Source organism: Desulfolithobacter dissulfuricans (assembly GCF_025998535.1).
In the GTDB taxonomy this organism is placed as follows: domain Bacteria; phylum Desulfobacterota; class Desulfobulbia; order Desulfobulbales; family Desulfobulbaceae; genus Desulfolithobacter; species Desulfolithobacter dissulfuricans.
Genome location: NZ_AP024233.1, coordinates 2123936 through 2147012, shown reverse-complemented (window position 1 = coordinate 2147012; position 23077 = coordinate 2123936). Strand labels below are relative to the sequence as shown.

Sequence of the window (23077 nt, the reverse complement as noted above, 5' to 3'; positions counted from 1 at the left end):
TTCCTCCCTCTCTGTTTCGCAGGTACAGGTATCCTCCAGTCAGACGGAAGTATACCACACAGCTTTAAAGAAACATACCGGAGACTGTCAAAAAAGCAGAGCGTCACCGGCCGGGTATCAGGTAGCGCTGAGAAAGTAGTAGATGATCGCCACCCCGATAATGCTCAGAGTCCTGAAGCTCTGGCTATAGAGGATGAGCTGCATGGCCAGCCGGGGCTGGAAAATTCCTGCATAATAGGGAAACTGGTGGCGGACCGCACGGACCGGTGACGAGAGAACATTGCCGACCAGCAGGGCCAGGACGACCTCCCTGGCCCCGAGGACCCCGTCCTGGAGCAGGGCGCCTGCGGCCGCCAGGCCGGCGGTGAATTCAGCCGCGATATGCAGGGCGACTATGGACATGGCCTGGGGGAGAGCCAGGCAAGAAAGGAGAGATGGGCGGCCATGAACTCCTCCAGGGCAGTGAACAGACCGACCCGGTTGAGGAGGAAAAAGACAATATAGATGGGAATCGTATAGCGAATGATTTTGCGTATCCTCCGCTTGAACCGTTTCCAGGTCCGTTCCCAGGCATTTTTGACCGATTGCTCACTGGCTTTTGCCGAGGAGGCCGAATCACTGCCCATCCCTTCGCCCTGGAGAAGAAAATGACTGACAACAGTAATGACCAGGGTACGGAGAATCGCGGCTGCCAGAGTGAGGCCCATATAGAGAAAAGCAGCACTTTTAAGCAACGGAGCGGTGATGAAAAAGGTGGTTGGCAGGTGGAGGAAATAGGTGGGCAGACTGTTGAACAGGTTGGCCAGCACCAGCTCTTTTTTGCTGATTTCATGTTTCTCGTAGGCCTCGGCCAGCATGGTGTTGGCGGCAACCCCTGAAAAGAACGCCATGGAAAAGGAGGCGCCGGTAATATTGGACAGGCGGCCGAACCGGGTCAGGGGCCGGGCCAGGACAGCCATTTTCCTGGTCCAGTTCAGGGCTTCGATGAAATTGGCTACCAGCAACCCGATGGATATGAAGATGATCAGGCGCACCAGCGGCCAGCCAAGCTGATGCCATAGCAGAGATATGGTGTCGGTTTCCATTTGATATCCTTAAAACAAAACGTCCAAATAGCCGGTACCTGGCCGGAATGGTTCCTGGAGCAGGTCCATCCTGCCGATCGAAGGAGGTGTCTCTTCATCGCAGGGAGGATGGCACGAAAAAAACACCGGAGTGCGTGGGCTCAATTCATCAGCTCTTGTCCAGGAACCAGGCACAGGGCATAGATGGCCCGGGGATCTTTTCGATTCAGGAGAAGCTCCATGTGGCTCCGGGCGCTGCGGGTCTCGCCGGTTGAAGTCGGAAAAATGGCGGCTGCGCTTCCCAGAAGGCTGGTCTGCCGGCCAAACCGCTGGAGAAGCCGCTGGAGAGAGGTCCCCGGCGGCTGGACATAGACACCGCTGTACTCTGTCAGTTCCGCAAGCCGAGCCGCCTGGTCCATGGCATCGCTCAGGGTACCGAGACTGTCCACCAGGTTCAGCTCCAGGGCGGTCTTTCCGTCCCAGACACGGCCCTCGGCAATTTTTTCCACCTCGTCCGGTTCCATGCCCCGTCCCTGACCGACAATATCGAGGAAGCGGCTATAGGTATGTTCCACCCCGAGCTGGATGGAGCGGGCAACCTCCGGGGCCAGGGGACGGACCAGGTTTGCGCCCCCGGCCAGGCGGGTGGTACCGGTACCGTCGCTGTGGACTCCGATACGCTCCAGGCTGTTTTCCAGGGTCGCCATGGCCCCGAACACGCCGATGGATCCGGTCAGGGTGACCGGCGAGGCCACGATATGATCGGCCCCGGCAGCCAGCCAGTAGGCCCCGGAGGCAGCCATGGAACCCATGGAAACGACCAGGGGCCTGCCGGTATCCTGGAAGCGCTGCAGTTCCTGGCGGATGAGTTCCGAAGCAAAGGCACTGCCGCCACCGCTGTCGATGCGCAGCACCAGGGCGCGAACACTCCGGTCGCGGTGGGCTGAACGTATCTGGGCGATAAGATCATCGGCGCTGATCTGGTCCGGGGTCCCGTTTCCGTAGACGATGCTGCCCTGGGCGATGATGAGCGCAATCCTGTCCTGGTCGGATTCGGCTCTGGTGTAGGAGGGTGCCAGGGTGCTGAGGTACTCGCGAAAAGAAATCCGGCGGAACCCGGAGCCATCTTCTGCCGGCCCGACCAGGTCGCGGAGATACTGTTCCAGCTCCTCTTCTGTCTTCAGGCCGTCCACCAGCCCTGTGTCCACGGCCATTTTGGCACTGTCGCCGCCGGCGCTCTGCAGGTAGTCGGGCAGGTGGTTGACGATGTCGTCGAGATGGACCGGGCCAAATTTCCTGTGACTGGCGATATCAGAGGTGAACTGATTCCAGATATTGGCCAGCCAGAACCGGTTGGCCTCCCGGGCCTCGGGTGACATGTCGTTACGGATAAACGGTTCCACCGCTGACTTGTAGGAGCCGACCTTGAAGATGTGGAGGCTGACCCGGAGCCGGTCGAGCAGGTCGCGCATATAGAGCCTGAAGACCCCGAAACCGCGCAGTTCCACACTGCCCATGGGGTTGAGATAGACTTCATCGGCCCAGGAGGCCAGGTAATACTGGGCCTGGGAATAGCTGGGCCCACGGGCGATCACTATCTTGCCGGTGTCCCTGAACCGTTCTATGGCCAGGCCGATGGTGCGCAGCTGGTTGAAACTGGCCTGCTCCAAAGCACTGGTATCGAGCACCATGGCCTGGATCCGGTCGTCGATGGCAGCCGAATTGATGGTATCGAGTATGTCCTGGAGCAGGGTTTCTCCCTGCATGGGCCCGTCGACCATGAGGCCAAAGATCCGGCCCAGGGGGTCGATCAGCGATTTCTTTTCCACGATCTTGCCCTCGGGACGCACTATCAGGGCGGCGTCCACCGGTACCTCGCTGACCGGATGGTAGAAGAGGGCGCTGATAAGCAGAAAGACGAGCCCCAGCGTCAGCAGACTGCCGAGCACAGTCAGGCCGGTGGTCAGAACCTTCCAGATCCACCGGAAAAAGACCGCAATCAGGATAAAGAATTTTTTCACGATATCTCCTTACGTCCTTAAAGGAAACAACCGGCATGCAGGCCACCGGCGGGTTTACATGGGTACGGGTTCAGTCCGGAAATGGCACAGGGCGAGCCAGGAACTACGTCCAGTTCTTCTTGTTCTGGCTGTGCTTGTGAAAGGTTATCTTCGAAATATCAGTGAGATGGTTGCGAGAAAACTTTTCGTGCCTTATGGCTGTAAACCATGGTATGGACTGTTCAAGGCTGTCAGGTGGGAAGAATACGGGATTTACTGCGCGATTTCAAGCTTCAGGGCTTGGCCGAGGTCCTGCATGGAGTAGGGTTTCTTGATAAACTGGGAGATGCCGAGGTGCCTGGCTTTTTCGATATCTTCGGGACTGGAGTAGCCACTGGTGATGATGGCCCGTAACCCGGGGGCATGCTGGACAATGCGCTGGTAGGTCTCGCAGCCGTTCAACCCCGGTCCCATGATCATGTCCAGCATGACCAGATCCACGGACTCCCTTTTGATGAATTCCACTGCCTCTTCGCCGCTGCTCACCACGTAGGGCTTGTATCCCAGACGGGTGAGGAGCCGGCGGGCGATTTCCCGCTGACTTTTCTGGTCGTCCACCACCAGGATGCGTTCACCGGAGCCGGTGCAGACCTGGAGCGGAAATTCCTTGATCGCGGCGGCAAACTGCTCCTTGGTGGCCGGGAAGTAGAGGGTGAAGCAGGTGCCCTTTTTACTGGAGACGAGGTCCACATAGCCACCATGGTCGTGGACCGTGTTCCAGACCACGGCCAGGCCCAGTCCGGTGCCGCTGCGGCCCATGACCTTCTTGGAGTAGAAGGGCTGGAAGATGTGCTCGATATCGGCGTTCTTGATCCCGGGTCCGTTGTCCTCCACGGTGATGACCACGTAGCGGCCCGGCTCGACGGTCTCGTAGCCGCGGATGGGCTTGGTGACATGCATGTTGCAGGTGCGTATCCGGACCGTGCCTTTTCTGTCCTCCAGGGCCTCGGCCGCGTTGGTGACCAGGTTCATGATGGACTTGGAGACGTGCATGGGCGAGCACCGGGTGTTGCAGAGGTTCTGCTCCAGTTCGGTTTCAATGGTGACGCCCGGGTATCTCTTGGTCAGCTCCCTGCATTCCGGTGAGTTGACATAACCCGAGACGATGACGTTGAGGTTGTGCACCTCCTTTTTGCACGTCGCGCCCCGGGCCACAGTGAGCAGGTCGTTGACCACCGCCGCCGCCCGTTTACCGGCATCGCGGATCAGCTCGATCTCCTCCCGGTACTTGAAATCCTCGTCCAGGTCGAGGAGCAGGAGTTCCGGATAGGTGAGGATGCCGGCCAGGATGTTGTTGAGGTCATGGGCCACGGATCCGGCCATGAGACCAAGGGATTCCATGCGTTTGGCATCGGCCAGCTTCTCCATCAGTACCAGTCGCTTCTGTTCCGCCTCCCGGCGAGCAGAGATATCACGGATGGCCGCCACCTGTACCGTCTTGCCCTGGTAGTCGATATGCTTGACCCGGATCTCCACCGGAAACCGGGTACCGTCCTTTTTTATACCTTTGGCTTCAAAGGGACCGAGGGCATCCTCGGTCTTCTGGAGGGGCATGGCCCGGATACTGTTGCGGTCCAGGAGGATGTTGAAGATCTGTTCGCCAATCAGCTCTTCCTCGCTGTAGCCAAACATCTCGCACAGCTGCTGGTTGGCCAGGAGCAGGCACCCTTCCTCGTAAATGAAGATGCCCTCCCAGGTGGCTTCGGAGAGCTGCCGGAAGCGCCGTTCGCTGGCCCGGAGATCGGACTGGAGTTTCTTATGTTCTATGGCGCGGCTGATGATTCTAAGCAGTTGTTCGGGATCACAGGGTTTACGCAGATAATCGTACACACCTTGCCGCATGGCCTCCACCGCGTTTTCCACGGTGGCGATACCGGTGAGGATGACAATGGCTGTGTTGGGATGATTATGGGAGATATGGGCGGCTATTTCATTGCCGCTGATGTCTGGCAGTCCGATATCGAGCAGGGTGGCATGGAAGGATTTTTTCTCGAGAAAAAAGAGCGCTTCCTGTCCGGAATGAGCCACGTCAACTGCATAACCGTCCGCCTCAAGAAGCATCTTGAGGCTGATGCAGAATTGCGGTTCATCATCGATTATCAGAATGTGATACGCCATTCAGTTATGCCAGGGCCAACATACGGTAACTCTGGTTTCAGCCTCCTGAGAAGATTTCTCTTATCAGCAGAGCCTGTGTCCAGAAAATGGAACATAGCGGTGCCTGAAGAAAATATTCTCTTTCGAGAACCTGCTCACATATATAGCACAATCCTTCAAAACTATTCAAACACAATAAATTCGAAAGGTTAAAAAAATAAGAATTATTCCAGAATGCTGGATATCATGTATGCTGGGCCGGCAGGGTGATACTAAATGTAGTGCCCTGCGTCGAGGTTTCAAATGTCAGCTCTCCGCCCATGTCCCGGATAATTTTCTGGACTATGGCCAGGCCCAGGCCGGCATGGCCGCCGCCCTTGCTGCTGATACCAGGATGAAAGATCTTATCCTGCATGGCGGCGTCGATCCCGGTGCCGGTATCCGTAATCGTGATCTGTACCCAGTCGCGACCGTCCCTGGTCACAGACCGGGTGGCAATGGTGATGGTACCGCCATCGGGCATGGCGTCGGCCGCGTTGGTACACAGGTTGATCATAACCTGGCGCAGGGCGTTGGCATCGGAAACAACCGGGGGCAATTTGTCGGCCGGGTCGAATTCCATCCTGATGTTCCGGTCCCTGTCAAGCACCATGCGAAACAGGTTGATGATGTCCTCAAGGGTTCGGTTCAGGTCCAGAGCATGCTGGTTGCGAACCGATTTCGGAGCGGAGAGATCACGCAGCTGCTCGGTTATCTGCCCGATCCGCTCAAACTCGCTGTCAATGATGGTGAGTTCTTCCCGGACCTGGTGGTCCTTGCCCAGCTTGAGATCCAGTATCTTCATATAGTTGCGGAGAATTGCCAGGGGATTGTTGATTTCATGGGCAATTTTCCGTGCCACCAGGCCGGCCGCCTCCAGCCGCTCATTGATCAGCCGCTGGGCCTCTTCACGATGGAGATGTTCGATGTACAGGCTGGCCGCCGCCTGGGATGCCAGGAGCTGCAGCGGGGTGGCGTGGGACAGCAGGGCCCGGTAGGAGTCCTTGAAGATTCCGATGATCAGGGCGCCCAGCACCTGTTTCCGGTGGACCATGGGAACGACAAGCAGTCCATCGGTCCCCAGCAGGTGGAGGATCTGCTCGTCGAGGATGTTTTTTTCCTGGCTTGGCCGGTTCATGAACGAGTGCATGATCTGGCCGAGTTCCACGGCCCGGCTGGCCAGGCTCTTGGGATGCTGATCAACCGGGAAGCGCAGCTGCCCGGCTTCACGGTAATAGGGATTGTCCGTGGATGCGCAGCCATACAGCTCGCCTGTACGCCGGTCGTGACAGAGCATAAGCGACCTGTTTTCGCTGAACAGGATCTTGAGACTTTCTTCGAGCACATTGATGATCTGCTCCTGGTCCTCGGCCTGGATGAGACGGCCCATGGCCCCGGTCAGCTGGGATATGTCCCGGACCCGGCTGATCAGTTCCAGGGAGGTCTCCCGGTGGGGAGCCTCGGCGGCTGGTTCCGGTGCAAGTGACGACTGCCGGGAGGAGGGAATGGGGATGCCAAGTGTTGCGGCCATCTCTTCCACCTGCTCTTCCACGCTCTCCAGGCTGGTCCAGAGTTTCTTCGCATCCAGGCCGAAAAAACGCTCGGCCACGGCTTCACATTCCGGATCCCCGGTTTCGGCATGGCTGAGGAGATCGGCCAGGTAAACCAGCCGTACCAGGGGAAGCGCCTCGACCAGCTCGTCCACCGGATGGTGATGAAAGCGGATGGCGTCGCCAAACAGGGTGGGAAAACGCCATTCGTCCACCAGCCAGGCACCGGCCTGGCAGTGGTTGATATGGAGTTTTTCCTGCTCGAGAAAGGCCAGCCGGCCGTTATGACAGCGGATGCCCTTGAGCAGCAGGGGGGCGTATTTTCCCGGAAAAGCCATCCACAGTACCAGTTTGCCGATATCATGGAGCAACCCGGCCAGGTAGGCCTCCGCAGGGTTGGTATAGCCGGTGATGGTGGCCAGCTGGCGGGCAATGACCGCGTTCAGGCAGGAGTGGTACCAGAACCGGTCCATGGAGAGCAGACCATTGGTCTCTATGCGACGGAAGACCTGCTGGACCGAGACGGAGATCGCCAGGTTCTTGACCGTGTCAGCGCCGAGATAGATGACCGCCTGGCCAATATCGACAAAGCTGCTCTTGGCGCCCATGAAGGCGGAATTGGCCAGCTGAAGTATTTTGGCGCTCAGGGTGGTGTCCTGCTCGACAATACCGCTGACCTCCCGCAGATCGACTTCTGTCTTGTGACAGGCATCGATCAGCTGCACCAGCACCTGGGGCATGCTGGGCAGATTGCCGGAAGTTTTCAGACGGTTCAGGGCCGTTTCTGCAGGACTCATTTACTGGCGACCTGGTAGAGGTAACGTGATTTAACTATTACTCCCCGGGGCGGAATTCCCCGTGGTGGAAATATTGTGCCACTGTGTGGCTTTTCGTTCCAGCGTGAAAACGGGAACCGGGAACGCGGTAATCGACTCTTCTTCTATGTAGCACAGGTGTTTTTTAAAATCCAGGAAACAGAAGAAAAAATAAATTTTTTCCGTTTCGCTGGAAAAATTTGATCCGGGAGCAGGCAGGTGTCTGTCAACCGTTCACAGGTATCCGGAAACTTGTGGCAAGTCGGGAAAAGGGACGTCCGTAAAAGCGGAAACTCCCCCTCTGGACCGGACACAGGTCCGATTCACCGGCGTGATATGGCCGGAAAACCAGCTTTTCTTTTTCCTTGACCCGTCTACCGGAGAACAGGTAAGAAGGGAAAGTTTTATTATTTCCAATACACTGCGCGGGAGCTTTTCCCGTTTCAAAAACTTTTGTGATTACCACTGAAATTCAGCCACCGATGGATGAAGGTGTCGGCCTCCCTTGTTTCACGGGTGTCTGTGGCCTGGATGGCCACAGTCAAGCCCCCAGGGACGGGTTTATGGCGTCCCGTGAAACAAGGGAGGTCGACACCGACTTCAATGCTGAAGATTGATGGTAATCAGAAAAACTTTATATCAGGGGGCAGGTGAGGTAATGAAGGTAGGAGATCGTCACTATCATTCCATCTGGCTGGCCGATGACGGCTGGGGGGTGGAAATTATCGATCAGACCCGGTTGCCGCACCGGTTCGAGGTGGTGCGGCTGGAAACCCTGGCCGATGCCTGCCGGGCCATCAGCGACATGCTTGTCCGCGGCGCGCCGCTCATCGGCGCCACGGCGGCCTATGGTTTCTGTCTTGGCCTGCGCCGGGACAGTTCGGATCAGGCCCTGCTCCAGATCGGCGAGCAGCTTGTCCGCTGCCGGCCAACCGCGGTCAACCTGCGCTGGGCCGTGGAGCGGATGCGCCTGGTTCTTGCGCCGCTGCCTGCGGAGACCCGGGTGGAGGCCGCCTACCGGGAGGCCGGTCGGATCTGCGGGGAGGATGTGGCCACCAACGAGGCCATCGGTCGGCACGGGGTGGAGCTGATTCGCCGTATCTGGGAAGAGAAAGAGAAAAAGACGCCGGTTAATATTCTTACCCACTGCAATGCCGGCTGGCTGGCCACCGTGGACTGGGGTACGGCCCTGGCGCCGGTCTACCGGGCGGTGCAGGAGGGAATAGCTGTCCATGTCTGGGTGGATGAAACCCGGCCCCGCAACCAGGGGGCCCACCTGACGGCCTGGGAACTGGCGGCCCATGGTATTGACCACCACCTCATCGTCGATAATGCCGGCGGCCATCTCATGCAGCACGGCATGGTGGATATCTGTATTGTCGGGACGGACAGGACCACGGCCAGCGGGGATGTGTGCAACAAGATCGGTACCTATCTGAAAGCCCTGGCCGCCCGCGACAACAATATTCCCTTCTATGTCGCCCTGCCCGGATCCACCATCGACTGGACCCTGACCGATGGCCGGGAGATTCCCATCGAGGAGCGGGACCAGGATGAGATCCTGCGGGTCTGGGGTCGCGAGGAAGGCGGCGACCTGACCAGGGTATCCATTGCCCCGGAACAGACCCCGGCCGCCAATCCGGCCTTTGACGTCACCCCGGCTGGCCTGGTCACCGGGCTGATCACCGAGCGGGGTATCTGTCCCGCCAGCCGGGAGGGGCTTGCCGGACTCTATCCTGAAGAAGCAGGGGCCTGATGTTTCCGGCAAAGATTGGGATCGACCCGTTATGGCTCCACTGATTTTGCGCCGACAGCTCATCGATACCGCCCTGGCCATGAACAGCGTTGGCCTCAATCAGGGGACGGCCGGGAATCTCTCTGTCCGCACGGAAAACGGCTTTCTTGTCACCCCCTCGGCCCTGCCCTATGACCGGTGCCGCCCTGCTGATATGGTGGAGATGAGCCTCGCGGGCGCGGTGGAGGGCCGAAAGGGCCGACCGTCGTCCGAGTGGCGGTTGCACCGTGATATCTACCTGGCCCGGGCGGAAGCCGGGGCCATCCTCCATGCCCATCCTCCCTGGTGCACGACCCTGGCCTGTCTCGAGCGGTCCATTCCCCCGTTCCACTACATGGTTGCCGTCGCCGGTGGCGACTCCATCGAACTGGCACCCTATGCCACCTTCGGTACCCAGGAACTCTCGGACCATGTCCTGAACGCCCTGGCCGGCGGCCGTTCGGCCTGCCTGCTGGCCCATCACGGCATGGTCTGTTACGCCGCTGACCTGGAAGCTGTTCTGGCCCTGGCCATCGAGGTGGAAACCCTCGCCCGGATGTATGGCCAAGCCCTGCAGATAGGGGAGCCCCCCCTGCTCAGCCGGGAACAGATGAGTGAGGTCCTGGAGCGTTTCAGCGGTTATCGCCAGACCTCTTCCTGACAGGGAGTCCCGCTTTCCATATCGTGCAACAGGGGAAAACCTGTTTTCAGGGCCAGGTCACAGACAACGGGCTCTGCCGACAATATTTCCTGACACCTTGCGAAGTTATCCCTGATTGATCTCTGGCTGGATTCCAGCAGTGGGGATCAGCTCCATATGGGCTGTTTCCAGCTTGACAATGTCCGCATGGGGTATAGATTCTGTTATCTCTGGATGATACCTGAATCCGTGACGGAAAAACTATTGTTTTTGGATAGCTGCCTTGAATTTCAATCAAAACGAAAAGTTGATAATGGGTTTTCCAATTCACCCTTTGTAATGGAGCCACCCTTCGGGAGCTCGACTTTCACCGCATCCGCGGCGTTATCAACGATTGATAGAGCGTCACTCTCATCAATGGGCCTCTACCCGGAGTCTTCGCTTAACCGGCGTATGCGGCGAAATTCCAGCTTCACGGATTCAGGTTATAATAAATTTTTCTGATTACCACTGAAATTCAGCCACCGATGAATGAAGGTGTCGGGGCTTGCTTGTTGCACGGGTGTCTGTGGCCTGGATGGCCACAGTCAAGCCCCCAGGAACGGGTTTATGGCGTCCCGTGAAACAAGCGAGGCCCGGCACTGGTTTCAATGCTGAAGATTGATGGTAATCACATAAATTTTTATGGCTCTTAACCAAATTCAGCTTTAGTCACCGGAACATGGGCCAAGCAAGCGTTGAGCAAACGCATGGGCAATTCCGGCTCCCAGAATCTTCGATTGAATCGGTAACAGAATTCGTCCAGATATTCTTGCAGATACTTGAGGCTTACCCCATGAAAGGTGCCCGTAAGAAAGGCTTTCATATTACCGATGATCACATGGACCATAGGCAACCATTTGGCGGCTTCCTCTGGTGGTGTAATCTTTTTCTCATGCTGCTGGCTCGTTCCAACCACAGTCAGAGCCGGCAAAGCATCGGTTTTAACCTTTTGCCCGGTAAGCAGCTTTCTGGTAAGGAAAGACTGCACCGTATCATGGGAAATTGTCTCCACAGCCTTCATAGCCGTAAAGCCGGCACCTTTATCCGGGTGCATTTCAACCGCCACCAGTACAGGCTTTTTACCTTCTGCACCTCGCCCTCGCTTGCCGGATCGTTTGCCACCTACATAAGTATCATCGAGTTCAATAAACCCTTTAAGGCGGTATATGGAATCGCGATGAGCCATGGCCATCCGGATTTTTCGCAACATTCGGTATGCGGTCAGCCAGGAAACACCCAGGTGCTTGGCAAGACGCAGAGCAGAAATGCCACCCTTATCGGAGGCGGTGAGATAAATTGCCCAGAACCATTTGACGAGTGAAATTTTTGTGGCATGAAAAATTGTACCAGCGGTGATGGACACTTGGTGGCGACACTTGGAGCATTGGTAGAGATGTCTGGTGGAAATATAGCTTGCTTTTCGGCTGCCGCATCTTGGGCAGAAAAAGCCATCCGGCCATCGCACTTTTGCCAACTCGGCCGCACACGCTTCTTCACTGCCAAATTTTTTCTGCCACTCCAACAAGGAGACTGCTGGCATCTTCATAACAAGACCTCCTTCAAGCCGGTATCTGCTTGATCTTGTTATAAATATAAGCATTAGCTGAAAAATGTTAAGAGCCATATAAATTTTTGTTCGGTAATTCTGGCAACTGAGGTGAACAGGGTGGGGAAATTTCGTACGGTTCTGGTGGGAATGCTGGTCCTGGCAGCCGGTGTCGCGGGCGGACGCTATCTGTACGCCACCCGCGAGGCCGCTCCCCAGGATGTGCTTACGCTCTACGGCAATGTTGATATCCGCCAGGTCCAGCTGGCCTTTCAGGATGTGGGGCGTATCACCGCCGTACATGTCCAAGAAGGGGACCAGGTTAAGAAGGGCGACCTGCTGGCCGAGATCGATGATGCCCGCTACCGGGCCCGGCTGCAGCAGCTCGAAGGCGAACTGGAGGCCCAGAAGCATGAGGTCGCCCGACTGGAGGCCGGTTCAAGGCCCCAGGAAATCGCCCGGGCCAGGGCCAGGGTGGCGGCGGAAGAGGCGCGGGTAAAAAATGCCCGCCTCACCTATGAGAGGCTGTCCCGGCTGGTGGCGGTCAGTGATATCGCCAAACAGAAAGCCGATGACGCCCGGACGGCCCTGGAAACCGCCGTCCAGTCCCTGGAAGCGGCAAAAAAAGAACTGGAACTGGTCATCCTCGGTCCCCGGCAGGAAGATATCGCCGCCGCCAGGGCCAAGCTGCGGGCCAGGGAGGCGGCCGTGGAACTCGCCCGCCGGGAACTGGCCGATACCCGCCTCCATGCCCCCACCTCCGGTCTGATCCGCGACCGTATCCTCGAACCAGGAGACATGGCCTCTCCCGCCACTCCGGTGCTCACCCTGGCCCTGACCGATCCTCTCTGGGTACGGGCCTACTGTCCTGAAACCGAGCTTGGTCGTATCAGCCCCGGGATGATAGCCGCGGTCTCCACCGATTCCTATCCCGGCAAATCCTATCGCGGCTGGATCGGCTACATCTCGCCGGTTGCCGAATTTACTCCCAAGAATGTGGAAACCCCGGAACTCCGGACCCGGCTGGTCTACCAGGTTCGGGTCTTTGTCTGCGATCCTCGGAATGAACTGCGTCTGGGCATGCCGGCCACAGTAAGCGTGGATCTGACCCAGGCCCGTCCCCCAGGGCAGCTGGATCGGGCCACCGTCTGCCAGGAGTCCCCGGCCAGATCCACTGGTTCCAAAGGTCAATGAGTTGATGGATCTGGTGGACCGCTGACATGGAATCCCGCACACTGGGCACGGCTGGTGGCGATGTTCTGCAGGTGGAGGAGCTGAGCAAGCGCTTCTTCATCGGCAACCGGGAGGTGCGGGCCCTGGACCAGGTTTCCTTTGCTGTCCGCCAGGGTATTGTCACCGGGCTCATCGGTCCGGACGGGGCGGGCAAGACCACCCTTATGCGGCTGGTGTCCGGCCTGCTCCGGCCCGACCAGGGACGTGCCACGGTGCTGGGCATGGACGCGGTGACCGATGCTCTCGTCATCCAGACCCGCCTTGGCTATATGCCCCAGCGGTTCGGGCTCTACGAAGACCTCACGGTTCAGGAAAATCTGGACCTGTATGGTGATCTCCAGGGGGTACCATCGGCCGAACGCACGGTCCGCTACGCCCAGCTCATGCAGCTCACCGGCCTGGCACCGTTCACCTCCCGGCTGGCCGGCCGGCTTTCCGGCGGCATGAAACAGAAACTTGGTCTGGCCTGCACCCTTATCAAACCTCCCCGACTGCTGCTCCTCGATGAACCCACCGTTGGGGTCGATCCCGTATCCCGCCGCGAACTCTGGTCCATTGTCTATCGCCAGGTGGAAGAGGAGGGCATGTCGGTTCTGCTCTCCACGGCCTATCTCGACGAGGCGGAACGGTGCCAGGACGTGATCCTGCTTCACGAGGGCCACTTCCTGGGCCAGGGACCGCCCCATAGCTTCAGTGAGCGGACGCAGGGGCACTGTTTCATGCTCCGCAGCAACCGGGAAAACCGCCGTACCCTCCAGGAACGGCTCAGTCGGCGGCCGGAGGTCATGGATGCCATTATCCTGGGCGACCGGGTCCGGCTGGTCACCCGGGACCCCATGGACCGGGAGCGGGTGGCCACTCTCTTTAGCGGTCCCGGCTTCCTGGACGTCCAGGCCGTGGAACCCCGGTTCGAGGATGCCTTTATCGGTCTGTTGCGGACCCGGCTCGAGGAAGAGGGCCGCTATGGCAAGGTCAGGGATATCCGGGCCACCCCCAGGGACACCGACCCGGAAGAGGATGTGATCGTGGTCCGGGATCTGCAGCGCCGTTTCGGCAGCTTTTACGCGGTGAAAAACCTGTCGTTTACCGTCAAACGCGGTGAGATCTTCGGTCTGCTCGGGGCCAACGGGGCCGGTAAATCGACCACTTTCCGCATGCTTTGCGGTCTGCTGCCTGCCTCGGGAGGCATCCTGGAGGTGGCGGGCCAGAATCTGCGGGTGGCCCGGGCCCGGGCCCGGGCAAAGATCGGCTACATGGCCCAGAAGTTTTCCCTCTATGGTGAGCTGACCGTGTTTCAGAATCTACGCTTCTTTGCAGCCGCCTACGGCTTGCGTGGCCGTACCCGGAAAGAACGGATCCAGTGGGCCCTGGAGAGTTTCGAGCTTGAGCCGGTGCGCGATGCCGCAAGCGGCGATCTGCCGCTAGGTTACAAACAGCGCCTTGCCCTGGCAGCGGCGCTTATGCACGAGCCGGAGATCCTTTTTCTCGATGAACCCACCTCCGGGGTCGATCCCCTGGCCCGGCGTGAATTCTGGCACCACATCAATGGTCTGGCCGAAGCCGGGGTCACCGTGCTTGTGACCACCCATTTCATGGAAGAGGCCGAATACTGCGATCGGCTGGTGATCATGGCCCAGGGAGAGGTACTGGCCACCGGCACACCCGAATCGCTCAAGGAGGATACCGCCACGGCGGAAATTCCCGAGCCAACCATGGAAGACGCCTTTATCTACCTGATTGAACAGTTTGCCGCCCGGAACGGATCATGAAAGGGGAACAGCAAACACCACGGGGTCAAATCGATTTCATGCGTCTGCGCGGCCTGATCCGCAAGGAGAGCCTGCAGATCATCCGCGATCCCTCCAGTATCGGTATCGCCTTTGTCCTGCCGGTGCTGCTCCTGCTGATCTTTGGCTACGGGGTCTCGCTGGACGCCCGGGACGTGGGCATAGGTATCGTGGTCGATGAACCGGGCCCCGGCACCACCGAGTTGGTCAGCGGTTTCAACCAGTCGGAATTTTTCTCACCCCGACCCATGGGCTCCATCCAGGAGGCCGAAAAGGCCCTCATGGAGCGCCGGATTGATGGTATCGTCTGGCTGCGGCAGGATTTCAGCCGCCAGATCCTGCGGGGCGGCGGGGCTCAGGTGGGGGGGATCATCAATGGGGTGGACGCCAATAAGGCCCGCCTGATCGAAGGGTACATCAACGGGGTCTGGCTCCAGTGGCTGGTCCGGATGTCCGAAGAACTGGGCCGGCCTCTGAAAATTCCGGTCCAGGTGGAGTACCGGGTCTGGTTCAACCCGGCGGTCCGCAGCCGGGATTATCTGGTGCCCGGCCTGATCGCGGTTATCATGACGCTCATCGGCGCCATGCTGACATCCATGGTGGTGGCCCGGGAATGGGAGCGGGGAACCATGGAGGCCCTGCTGGTGACCCCGGTCTCGATCCGGGAAATCCTTATCGGCAAGATTGTCCCCTATTTCATCCTCGGCATGGGAGGCATGGTTTTGTCGGTGCTTATGGCCGTCTATGTGTTCAAGGTTCCGCTTCTGGGTTCAGTCCTGGCCCTGACCGTGGCCTCGGCCATTTTCATGCTCACGGCCATCGCCATGGGCCTGCTGATTTCCATCAATGCCCGCAGCCAGTTCGTCGCCGGCCAGACCGCCATCGTGGTCACCTTTCTTCCCGCCTTTATCCTGTCCGGTTTTGTCTTTGATATCAATTCTATGCCCATGGTTATCCAGTGGGTTACCCGTATTGTTCCGGCCACCTATTTTGTCTCCATTCTCCAGTCCGTGTTCTTGGCCGGCAATATCTGGTCGATCTTTTATTACAACTGTTTCTGGCTCATGATCATGGCGGCGGTCTTTCTGATCCTGATCCGGAAAAAATCCCATAAACGTCTGGAGTAGGGGAGATACGCAATGCTGCGCCGGATAGTTGCCCTCATGATCAAGGAATTTCTTTCCGTGCTCAAGGACCGTCAGAGCCGGATGGTCATTATTGTCCCGCCCATTGCCCAGCTCCTCATCTTCGGCTACGCGGCCAGCTTTGATCTCAACCATGTTTCCTACGCGGTCTACAACGAGGACCGCGGCGTCGAAGGCCGGAGGCTGCTGTCCCATTTCTCCGGTTCCGAGGTTTTTGAGCTCTACACCACCGTGGACAGCGATGGCGAGGTGGCGCCGCTCATCGATACCCGCAAGGTACTGATGGTCCTCCACGTGCCGCCGGATTTTTCCGCCAGCCTCCATTCCGGCAAACCGACCCGGCTCCAGGTTATCATCGACGGCCGCAACTCCAACACCGCCATGATCGCCCTGGGCTATGTGCAGAATATTGTTTCCACCTTCAGCACCTCGTGGATGGCCAGGCACGGGGGTACAAGCCGCCGGCCGTGGTCGTCCAGCGGGCCTGGTTCAACGCCACCCTGGACTCGCGTTGGTTCATCATCGTCGGTATCGTCGCCCTTTTGAACCTGGTGGTCACCCTGGAGGTCACGGCCCTGTCTGTGGCCAGGGAACGGGAGGCCGGCACCTTTGACCAGCTGCTGGTCACCCCCATGACGCCGTTCGAGATCCTGGTGGGCAAATCCCTGCCCGGGCTGATCATCGGGGTCATCGAGGCCACGGTGGTCATCACCATGGTGGTCTACTGGTTCCATGTTCCCCTGCGCGGCAGCCTGCCGGCCCTGTACCTGGGGCTGCTCATCTTCCTGCTCTCTGCCGTGGGCATCGGCCTGATGATTTCAGCTCTGTCGATCACCCAGCAGCAGGGATTGATGGGCGCCTTTCTCTTTCTGGTCCCGGCGGTTATTCTCTCGGGTTTTGCCACCCCGATCGAGAACATGCCGGAACTGGTCCAGTACCTGACCTATCTCAATCCAATGCGTTATTTCCTGATCATTGTCCGTTCGGTGTTTCTTCAGGGGGCCTCCTTTGATCTACTCTGGTCCCAGTACTGGCCCATGGCGCTCATCGGACTCACGACCCTGACCACGGCCGCCCTGATGTTTCGAAAGCGTATGTACTGATAACGGTGCCGACCCGGATCCGGTCTTTTCCCTGGCCGCCGATAGTTTTGATCTTGCGCTGTGTTCCCATTTTCTCCTGCTCTACAGTGACCATCTCTCCCTTGATTTCCACCTTCAATCTGTCCTGGAGTTGCTCCGGGTGGCCCGCGAGGTGCGAATCTTCCCGCTCGTCACCCTCCAGGGCACAGTCTCACCCCCATCTCCCACCCCTTGTTCGTGCCCTGTTGCAACGGGGCTGTATGGCGTCTGTTCGGGAGGTACCCTATGAGTTCCAGCGGGGAGGCAATGAAATGGTGGTGATCCGGAGGAACAAATCGGTGGCCATGGAAAACCAGCTCGCCGGATAACCTTGGCCCTCTGTCAGGCCCCGGGGATTTGAGACAGTACCGGTCCCTTCGGGAGTGGCTGGATGTTTGACCCTGCTCGCCACGGGTTGACGGTTTGACAGGTGGGAAATAATGCATAGTTTGTAAACGGGACAGACTGTGACCGGGCGTGTTCGGAAATTTCCGGCAGCGTCCGCGCCAGGCAGGGTGAAACGATCTGAAAGGAGGTGCACCATGTTTCAGGAACTACCGGTGAATATAGACGGGGTGGTCGCCTTCAAGGCGACAGGTAAACTGACCGATGAGGATTACAAGGCCTTTCTTCCGGTACTGGAAAAGATTATCGAGCGGGAAGGGCCGGTATCGGTGCTGGCCGTGTTCGAAGATTTTCAGGGCTGGGAACCCAGGGCAGCCTGGGATGATCTCAAGTTCGGCCTGGAACATGCCAGGGACTTCAAGAAAATAGCCGTGGTCGGCGATTCGGGCTGGCTCGAGTGGATGAGCCGGCTCTCCAATGTCTTCTTTAATGCCAAAATCAAGTTTTTTCCCAGGGATGCCATGGATGAGGCCCTTGCCTGGCTCAAGGCGGAGGAAGGCCAGGAGGCGATAGAACCGCTCAAGCCCTACAGTCATATTCTACTGGCCACCGATTTCTCCCCCCATGCCCGGCGGGCAGCGGAAAGGGCGGTGGAACTGGCCGGGAACTACGGCGCAAAACTCAGTTTTGTCTACGTGGTGGATGACCCGATGCTCTACGATGAATTCTACGAGCCGGTCTTTGTCGAGGAATGGTTGGCCCGGCACGAGGAGCATCGCAAACGGGCCGAGGACAGGCTGCGGCAGTGGGCGGACGAACTGGGAGCCAGGGAGGCAGAGATCGTGATCCTCGATTCCGCACCCAAGGTGGCCATTCCCAGGTACGCGGAACAGCACGACGTCGATCTCATCGTGGCCGGCACCTGTGGCCGGCGGGGAATGAAGCGGGTCCTCGGCTCGGTGGCCAATGCCCTGGTCCACCACAGTGGTTGTGATGTCCTTACCGTGCGTTAGCAATCTTCACAGGCGAGGTGAGGAACCTGCGATGTGGATGTGATCGCTCCGGGCATACCATGGATTGTTCCCGGAGTCCTGCACTCAAGGCGGGTAACAAGATAATGTAAGAGAGCAGTACAGGTTGCGCGAAAAACAAAGAACAAAAGAACAAAAAAACGGCCGCAATGAGTTGCGGCCGTTTTTCATTTACTGGTCGGAACGAGAGGATTTGAACCTCCGACCCCCTGAACCCCATTCAGGTGCGCTACCAGGCTGCGCTACGTTCCGATATCTGCTGGACCGGGATGCGGTCCGAAATTTATGGTGTCTCTTTTAGCATCCTGCGGCTGTGTATGTCAACAGCCTTCTTGTGTTTTCATCCCCTGCGACCAAGAATGTCCTGGATGGCCTGCAGTTCTTTTCTGATAAAGGCCAGCCGCTCGCTGGAACCGGTGAGCACGGGCCCTGGTTTCGGGACCACCGGGCGTCTACCGCCATCGGCCAGGACCTTTCGGGCTCCTGCTATGGTATACCCCTCTTCGTGCAGCAACGTCTTTATTAGGAGAAGGGTCTCGACGTCCTTGCGGCGGTAGAGCCGCTGCTTGGACTTGGCCCGTCGGGGCCGGATGGTTTTGAATTCAGACTCCCAGTATCTCAGTACATGAGGGTCAACACCAACAAGCTTGCTGACCTCACCGATCCGGAAGTATTTTTTTTCCGGTATCTGGACTGAACTTCCGGCAGTCTGTGTATTCACATCACTTGTTGTTATTCAGCCGTTCCCGCAGCCGCTTGCTGGACCGAAAGGAAACCATCTTACGCTTGGTGATGGTCATGGCCTCTCCGGTCCGTGGATTTCTGCCCCTTCTCGGCGACTTGTCCCGTACGGTCAGGGTGCCGAACTGGACCAGCTTGATGGATTCGCCCCCCACCAGGGTATTCTTCATGGTGGCAAAGACAGTGTCTACAATCTCAGCGGCATTTCGCTGAGATACGCCGAGTTGTTCATTTACTGCTACAGCAAGTTCCTTGCGGGTAACGTTTTTTTTCTTCATCTTTTACTGTCCTTCCCGATATCGACCGCCAAAGCGGGACATCAGTGAGCTTACAATTTTATCGTGAAATCTGTCAACCGTTTCATCGTCCAGTGTCTTCTCCGCAGACCGGTAGGTCACGGTCAGGGCGACACTCTTCATTCCGGGTTCAATGGGTTTCCCCCGGTACACGTCGAATATGTCCGCATGCTCCACCAACTCTGCCTTGTGGGCATGAATCTCTTCCAGCAGTTTACCGGCCTCCACTTCTTCGGGCACCACCAGGGCGATGTCCCGTTTCACGGCCGGGAATTTCGGCAGCGGCTTGAAGGACTTTTCAGCCCGTGGCAGGCCACAGAGCGTTTCCACATCCATTTCCAGGAAATAGACCTCCTGCTTGATGGAAAACTGCTTGGCCGTGGCCGGGTGCAGTCGGCCCAGTCTGCCGATTTCCGTGTTTCCGTCCATGATGGTCAGAAAACCGGCCGGATCACCGTAGGGCTGAACAGCACCGCTTTCAGGCTCTCTGAATTCGATTGCCTGGCTGGAGCCGGCAATCCGCAGTTCCCGGAGCAGCGATTCGGCCACTCCCTTAACATCAAAAAAGTCTGCCTGCAAGCCGGAAAAGTAAAGAGGTCTCGCACCGGGATACCGGTTACCGCTCATGACCACGCAGAGCTGAAAACGCTCTTCAGGCTGACTCCCCTGTTCCCGCTGGATAAAGGTCTTGCCGGTTTCGAACAACCGGATGTCAGTCTGCTGATAATTGATGTTACGGCGGATATTTTCCAGCAGTCCCGGCAGCAGCATGGTCCGCATGACGGCCTGATCTTCGGAGAGCGGATTGAGCAGCCGGGTAGCCTGGCGGCGCGGGTCATTCTCGCCAAGTCCCATCATGTCCCAGTGTTTTTCCGAAACAAAGGAGTAGTTGATGGCCTCGCAGAAGCCGTTGGCCCGCAGGAGTTCGGCAATGTCCTGGCGCAGAGTCCGCAGTGGATCACGCTCGGGATAGTCCATGGTGATTTTGGGCAGAGTGGTGGGGATATCGTTGTAGCCCACCAGCCGGGCGATCTCTTCCACCAGGTCGACCTCCCGTTCGATGTCGATCCGGAAGCTGGGTACCCGCACCTGGAGCACCTCGCCGGAGCCCTCCACCTCAAAACCGATACCGCGCAGATAATCGGCGATCTCGGTGTCGCCAAGCTCAATGCCGAGCAGTTGGCATACCCGCTGGACCCGCAGTTTGAGGATCAGGGGTTCCTTTTTGCCCGGATAGAGATCCTTGGGCGCACCTTTCACCGTGGCTCCGGCAAGCTCGACCATGAGTCGAACAGCCCGTTCCATGGCCCGGGCACAGCCGTTCGGGTCCACGCCCCGCTCGAAGCGGTAAGAGGCCTCGGAGGGCAGGTTGAGTTTTCTGGCCGTGCGGCGGATGGAGACCGGGTCAAAGCAGGCCGACTCCAGCAGCACCTCGGTGGTGACGTCGGTCACTTCAGAGTCAAGTCCACCCATGACCCCGGCCACGGCCACCGGTTTGTCCCGGTCGCATATCATGAGGGTATCTGGTGAAAGGGTACGCTCCACGCCATCCAGGGTGGTGAAGGTCATCTCGTCCGCTGAGGGGCGTCGGACCACGATGGCGCCACCGGCCAGTTTCTGGAAATCAAAGGCATGCAGTGGCTGGCCATATTCGAGCATCACGTAGTTGGTGATGTCGACGATGTTGTTGATGGGGCGCATTCCCACGGCCATGAGCCGTTTCTGGAGCCACCAGGGGGACGGTTTTATGGTGACGCCGACAAGCTTGGTGGCCGCATATCGGGGACAGAGTTCCGGCTCGTCGATGCGGACCGAGAATTCCGGGCCGTCGTTGTCAGGCGCAGGCACATCGCGGTCGGTAACCGGAATGGTCAGCTCCCTCCGGGTAACGCCGGCAACCTCGCGGGCAATACCGATGACACTGGCGCAGTCAGGCCGGTTGGGGGTAAGATCGATCTCGATCATGGTGTCGTCAAGCTCGAGCACCTCGGCCAGGGGCAACCCCGAAGCGATGGAGTCGTCCAGTTCCATGATCCCCGAGTGATCCTCACTTAAACCCAGCTCCTTTTCCGAGCAGAGCATGCCCATGGAGACCTCACCCCGGACCTTGGCCTTTTTTATCTTCATGGAGCCGACAACCGTACCCGGACGGGCCAGGGCGGTGACCAGCCCTTCGCGGACGTTGGGGGCCCCGCAGACCACCTGGATGGTTTCATCGCCTACCTCAACATCACACAGGGTCAATCGGTCGGCATTGGGGTGTTTGCGGACCTGGCGAACCCGGGCGGTCACGATATCGGCCACGCCCCTGTACAGCTCCTGCACGGTTTCCACTTCCAGGCCTAGCATGGTCAGCTTGTCTGCCAGCAGGGCCGGGTTCAGGTCCTTGACCTGGACGTACTCGTTTAACCAGCTGATGGTGAATTTCATGAATATACCTGTCTCACACCTGCAGGACAGCGGATCCTGCGCAACGAATCATGAAAACCCTGTTCACCGTCCGGGACGGGACAAGGTTTTCAACCGGATACCGGAGAGCGTTCTCCGGACAAACCACTGGACCGGCACAACCCGCAGGCTGTCCGGCCACAACTATGATGCGTCCGTTCCCGAACCAGGGGTCGGGTCGGTGGCCACACCATCATCGATTATGGGTTAAAACTGAGTTAAAAAGCGAAGATCGTTTTCGTAAAAGAGACGGATGTCGTCAATACCATACTTGAGCATGGCAATACGTTCCACGCCAAGGCCAAAGGCAAATCCGGAATAGACGTCCGGATCATAGCCGACCATTTTGAGCACTTCGGGGTCGATCAGCCCGGCCCCGAGGATTTCCAGCCAGCCGGTCTTCTTGCAGACCCGGCATCCCGAACCGCCACAGATGACACAGGCTATGTCCACCTCAGCGCTTGGCTCGGTGAACGGGAAAAAACTCGGGCGAAAACGCAGGGCCAGATCATCCTTGAACATCCGGCGGGTAAAACTGGTGAGGACGCCTTTCAGATCGGCAAAGGAGACATCCCGGTCCACCAGGAATCCTTCCACCTGGTGAAACATCGGGGTATGCGTAATATCGGAATCACAACGGTAGACCTTGCCCGGGGCGATATAGCGCAGGGGCGGATCCTGTTTCTCCATGATCCGGGCCTGCATGGGCGAGGTATGGGTTCGCAGTAGAATGGACTCCGTGACATAAAAGGTGTCGTGCATGTCACGGGCCGGATGGTGCTTGGGAATATTCAGGGCCTCGAAGTTGTAATGATCGAGCTCCACATCGGGGCCTTCGGCCACGGCAAAGCCCATGCCCTCGAAAATGGAGCAGATCTCTTCCATGACCTGGGTGACGGGATGGAGCTTGCCAAAGGGCAGGTACCGTCCTGGCAGGCTGAGGTCTTCTCTGCCCTTCGTTTGTCCGGCATCACCGCTGGAGAGGGAGGCTTTCAGGGTCTCGAACCGGTCGGAGATCTCCTGCTTGATACTGTTGGCAAGCTGGCCGAGACGGGGACGCTCTTCCTTGGGAACCTGTCCCAGCCGGCGCATAACCGTGGACAGCGATCCTTTTCTGCCAAGAAACCGGACTCGGAACGGCTCAAGGCCGGAAGCATCAGTGATGGCCGCCAGGGCCTCTTCAGCCTCCGCCTTGAGGCGTTTTAGTTCTTCTTCCATTGAATAGAGAAGTGGATAGTTTTTCTGAAGGTTCCAGGATGGCCTGTACGGCCGCTGGCTTTCATCAATTGTCTGAGCAGGATGA

The 23077-nt window shown here is 58.3% G+C and carries 16 protein-coding genes, 1 tRNA gene and 1 pseudogene; 7 read left to right on the top strand and 11 right to left on the bottom strand.

Annotated features, from left to right (window positions below; translation table 11 throughout):
• Positions 1-117: 117 nt before the first annotated feature.
• From GF1_RS09525 to GF1_RS09505, 5 genes are all read right to left on the bottom strand, one after another.
• Positions 118-402: a hypothetical protein gene (locus GF1_RS09525; protein WP_267926302.1), complete on the bottom strand. Its 285-nt coding sequence runs from the start codon at positions 400-402 to the stop codon at positions 118-120.
• Positions 393-1085, bottom strand: a complete 693-nt coding sequence (locus GF1_RS09520; protein WP_267926301.1) for a hypothetical protein — start codon at positions 1083-1085, stop codon at positions 393-395. The genes GF1_RS09525 and GF1_RS09520 overlap by 10 nt, the downstream gene beginning before the upstream one ends.
• A 140-nt stretch (positions 1086-1225) precedes the next feature.
• A complete protein-coding gene (gene sppA / locus GF1_RS09515) occupies positions 1226-3085 on the bottom strand; it encodes a signal peptide peptidase SppA (RefSeq protein ID WP_267926300.1) in 1860 nt (619 codons plus the stop codon).
• A gap of 252 nt (positions 3086-3337) precedes the next feature.
• Positions 3338-5242 (bottom strand): response regulator, encoded by a 1905-nt coding sequence (locus GF1_RS09510; RefSeq protein ID WP_267926299.1) that lies wholly within the window; start codon positions 5240-5242, stop codon positions 3338-3340.
• 223 nt (positions 5243-5465) lie between these two features.
• Complete coding sequence (locus GF1_RS09505) at positions 5466-7607, bottom strand: HDOD domain-containing protein (RefSeq protein ID WP_267926297.1); 2142 nt, start codon at positions 7605-7607, stop codon at positions 5466-5468.
• Between the two features lie 676 nt (positions 7608-8283).
• Here GF1_RS09505 and mtnA point away from each other — a divergent pair.
• The gene (gene mtnA / locus GF1_RS09500; RefSeq protein WP_267926296.1) at positions 8284-9381 is read left to right on the top strand and encodes an S-methyl-5-thioribose-1-phosphate isomerase; all 1098 of its coding nucleotides are present in this window, start codon (positions 8284-8286) and stop codon (positions 9379-9381) included.
• A 31-nt stretch (positions 9382-9412) separates the two neighbouring features.
• Positions 9413-10060: a class II aldolase/adducin family protein gene (locus GF1_RS09495; RefSeq protein WP_267926295.1), complete on the top strand. Its 648-nt coding sequence runs from the start codon at positions 9413-9415 to the stop codon at positions 10058-10060.
• A gap of 670 nt (positions 10061-10730) precedes the next feature.
• Here GF1_RS09495 and GF1_RS09490 read toward each other — a convergent pair.
• Complete coding sequence (locus GF1_RS09490; RefSeq protein ID WP_267926293.1) at positions 10731-11627, bottom strand: IS1595 family transposase; 897 nt, start codon at positions 11625-11627, stop codon at positions 10731-10733.
• A 120-nt stretch (positions 11628-11747) separates the two neighbouring features.
• On the opposite strand from GF1_RS09490, the gene GF1_RS09485 reads away from it, so the two are divergent.
• The 5 genes and pseudogenes from GF1_RS09485 (at position 11748) to GF1_RS09460 (ending at position 18271) form a co-directional block, all read left to right on the top strand.
• The gene (locus GF1_RS09485; protein ID WP_267926292.1) at positions 11748-12821 is read left to right on the top strand and encodes an HlyD family secretion protein; all 1074 of its coding nucleotides are present in this window, start codon (positions 11748-11750) and stop codon (positions 12819-12821) included.
• A 26-nt stretch (positions 12822-12847) separates the two neighbouring features.
• A complete protein-coding gene (locus tag GF1_RS09480) occupies positions 12848-14629 on the top strand; it encodes an ATP-binding cassette domain-containing protein (RefSeq protein WP_267926291.1) in 1782 nt (593 codons plus the stop codon).
• Positions 14626-15774, top strand: coding sequence for an ABC transporter permease (locus GF1_RS09475; protein ID WP_267926290.1), 1149 nt, complete (start codon positions 14626-14628; stop codon positions 15772-15774). Before GF1_RS09480 ends, GF1_RS09475 begins: the two co-directional genes overlap by 4 nt.
• 12 nt (positions 15775-15786) lie before the next feature.
• A pseudogene (locus GF1_RS16485) lies at positions 15787-16895 on the top strand (ABC transporter permease).
• Between the two features lie 560 nt (positions 16896-17455).
• Entirely contained in the window at positions 17456-18271 is an 816-nt protein-coding gene (locus GF1_RS09460) for an STAS/SEC14 domain-containing protein (protein WP_267926287.1), read from the top strand.
• Between the two features lie 193 nt (positions 18272-18464).
• Here GF1_RS09460 and GF1_RS09455 read toward each other — a convergent pair.
• The 5 genes from GF1_RS09455 to pheS form a co-directional block, all read right to left on the bottom strand.
• Positions 18465-18541, bottom strand: a tRNA-Pro gene (locus tag GF1_RS09455).
• Positions 18542-18629: 88 nt separating this feature from the next.
• Positions 18630-19010, bottom strand: a complete 381-nt coding sequence (locus tag GF1_RS09450; RefSeq protein WP_267926286.1) for a MerR family transcriptional regulator — start codon at positions 19008-19010, stop codon at positions 18630-18632.
• Between the two features lies 1 nt (position 19011).
• Positions 19012-19308, bottom strand: coding sequence for an integration host factor subunit alpha (locus tag GF1_RS09445; RefSeq protein WP_267926285.1), 297 nt, complete (start codon positions 19306-19308; stop codon positions 19012-19014).
• 3 nt (positions 19309-19311) lie between these two features.
• Positions 19312-21756 carry a phenylalanine--tRNA ligase subunit beta gene (gene pheT, locus GF1_RS09440; protein ID WP_267926284.1) on the bottom strand — a complete coding sequence of 815 codons (2445 nt, stop codon included), beginning with the start codon at positions 21754-21756 and terminating at the stop codon, positions 19312-19314.
• Positions 21757-21981: 225 nt separating this feature from the next.
• On the bottom strand, positions 21982-22992 hold the full coding sequence (gene pheS / locus GF1_RS09435) for a phenylalanine--tRNA ligase subunit alpha (RefSeq protein WP_267926282.1): 1011 nt from the start codon (positions 22990-22992) through the stop codon (positions 21982-21984).
• Between the last annotated feature and the right edge of the window lie 85 nt (positions 22993-23077).

Bases quoted from the DNA above. Each gene is read 5' to 3' on its own strand.
- GF1_RS09525 (WP_267926302.1), bottom strand. From the start codon at position 402: ATGTCCATAGTCGCCCTGCATATCGCGGCTGAATTCACCGCCGGCCTG.
- GF1_RS09520 (WP_267926301.1), bottom strand. From the start codon at position 1,085: ATGGAAACCGACACCATATCTCTGCTATGGCATCAGCTTGGCTGGCCG.
- GF1_RS09510 (WP_267926299.1), bottom strand. From the start codon at position 5,242: ATGGCGTATCACATTCTGATAATCGATGATGAACCGCAATTCTGCATC.
- GF1_RS09505 (WP_267926297.1), bottom strand. From the start codon at position 7,607: ATGAGTCCTGCAGAAACGGCCCTGAACCGTCTGAAAACTTCCGGCAAT.
- mtnA (WP_267926296.1), top strand. From the start codon at position 8,284: ATGAAGGTAGGAGATCGTCACTATCATTCCATCTGGCTGGCCGATGAC.
- GF1_RS09495 (WP_267926295.1), top strand. From the start codon at position 9,413: ATGGCTCCACTGATTTTGCGCCGACAGCTCATCGATACCGCCCTGGCC.
- GF1_RS09490 (WP_267926293.1), bottom strand. From the start codon at position 11,627: ATGAAGATGCCAGCAGTCTCCTTGTTGGAGTGGCAGAAAAAATTTGGC.
- GF1_RS09480 (WP_267926291.1), top strand. From the start codon at position 12,848: ATGGAATCCCGCACACTGGGCACGGCTGGTGGCGATGTTCTGCAGGTG.
- GF1_RS09475 (WP_267926290.1), top strand. From the start codon at position 14,626: ATGAAAGGGGAACAGCAAACACCACGGGGTCAAATCGATTTCATGCGT.
- GF1_RS09460 (WP_267926287.1), top strand. From the start codon at position 17,456: ATGTTTCAGGAACTACCGGTGAATATAGACGGGGTGGTCGCCTTCAAG.
- GF1_RS09445 (WP_267926285.1), bottom strand. From the start codon at position 19,308: ATGAAGAAAAAAAACGTTACCCGCAAGGAACTTGCTGTAGCAGTAAAT.
- pheT (WP_267926284.1), bottom strand. From the start codon at position 21,756: ATGAAATTCACCATCAGCTGGTTAAACGAGTACGTCCAGGTCAAGGAC.
- pheS (WP_267926282.1), bottom strand. From the start codon at position 22,992: ATGGAAGAAGAACTAAAACGCCTCAAGGCGGAGGCTGAAGAGGCCCTG.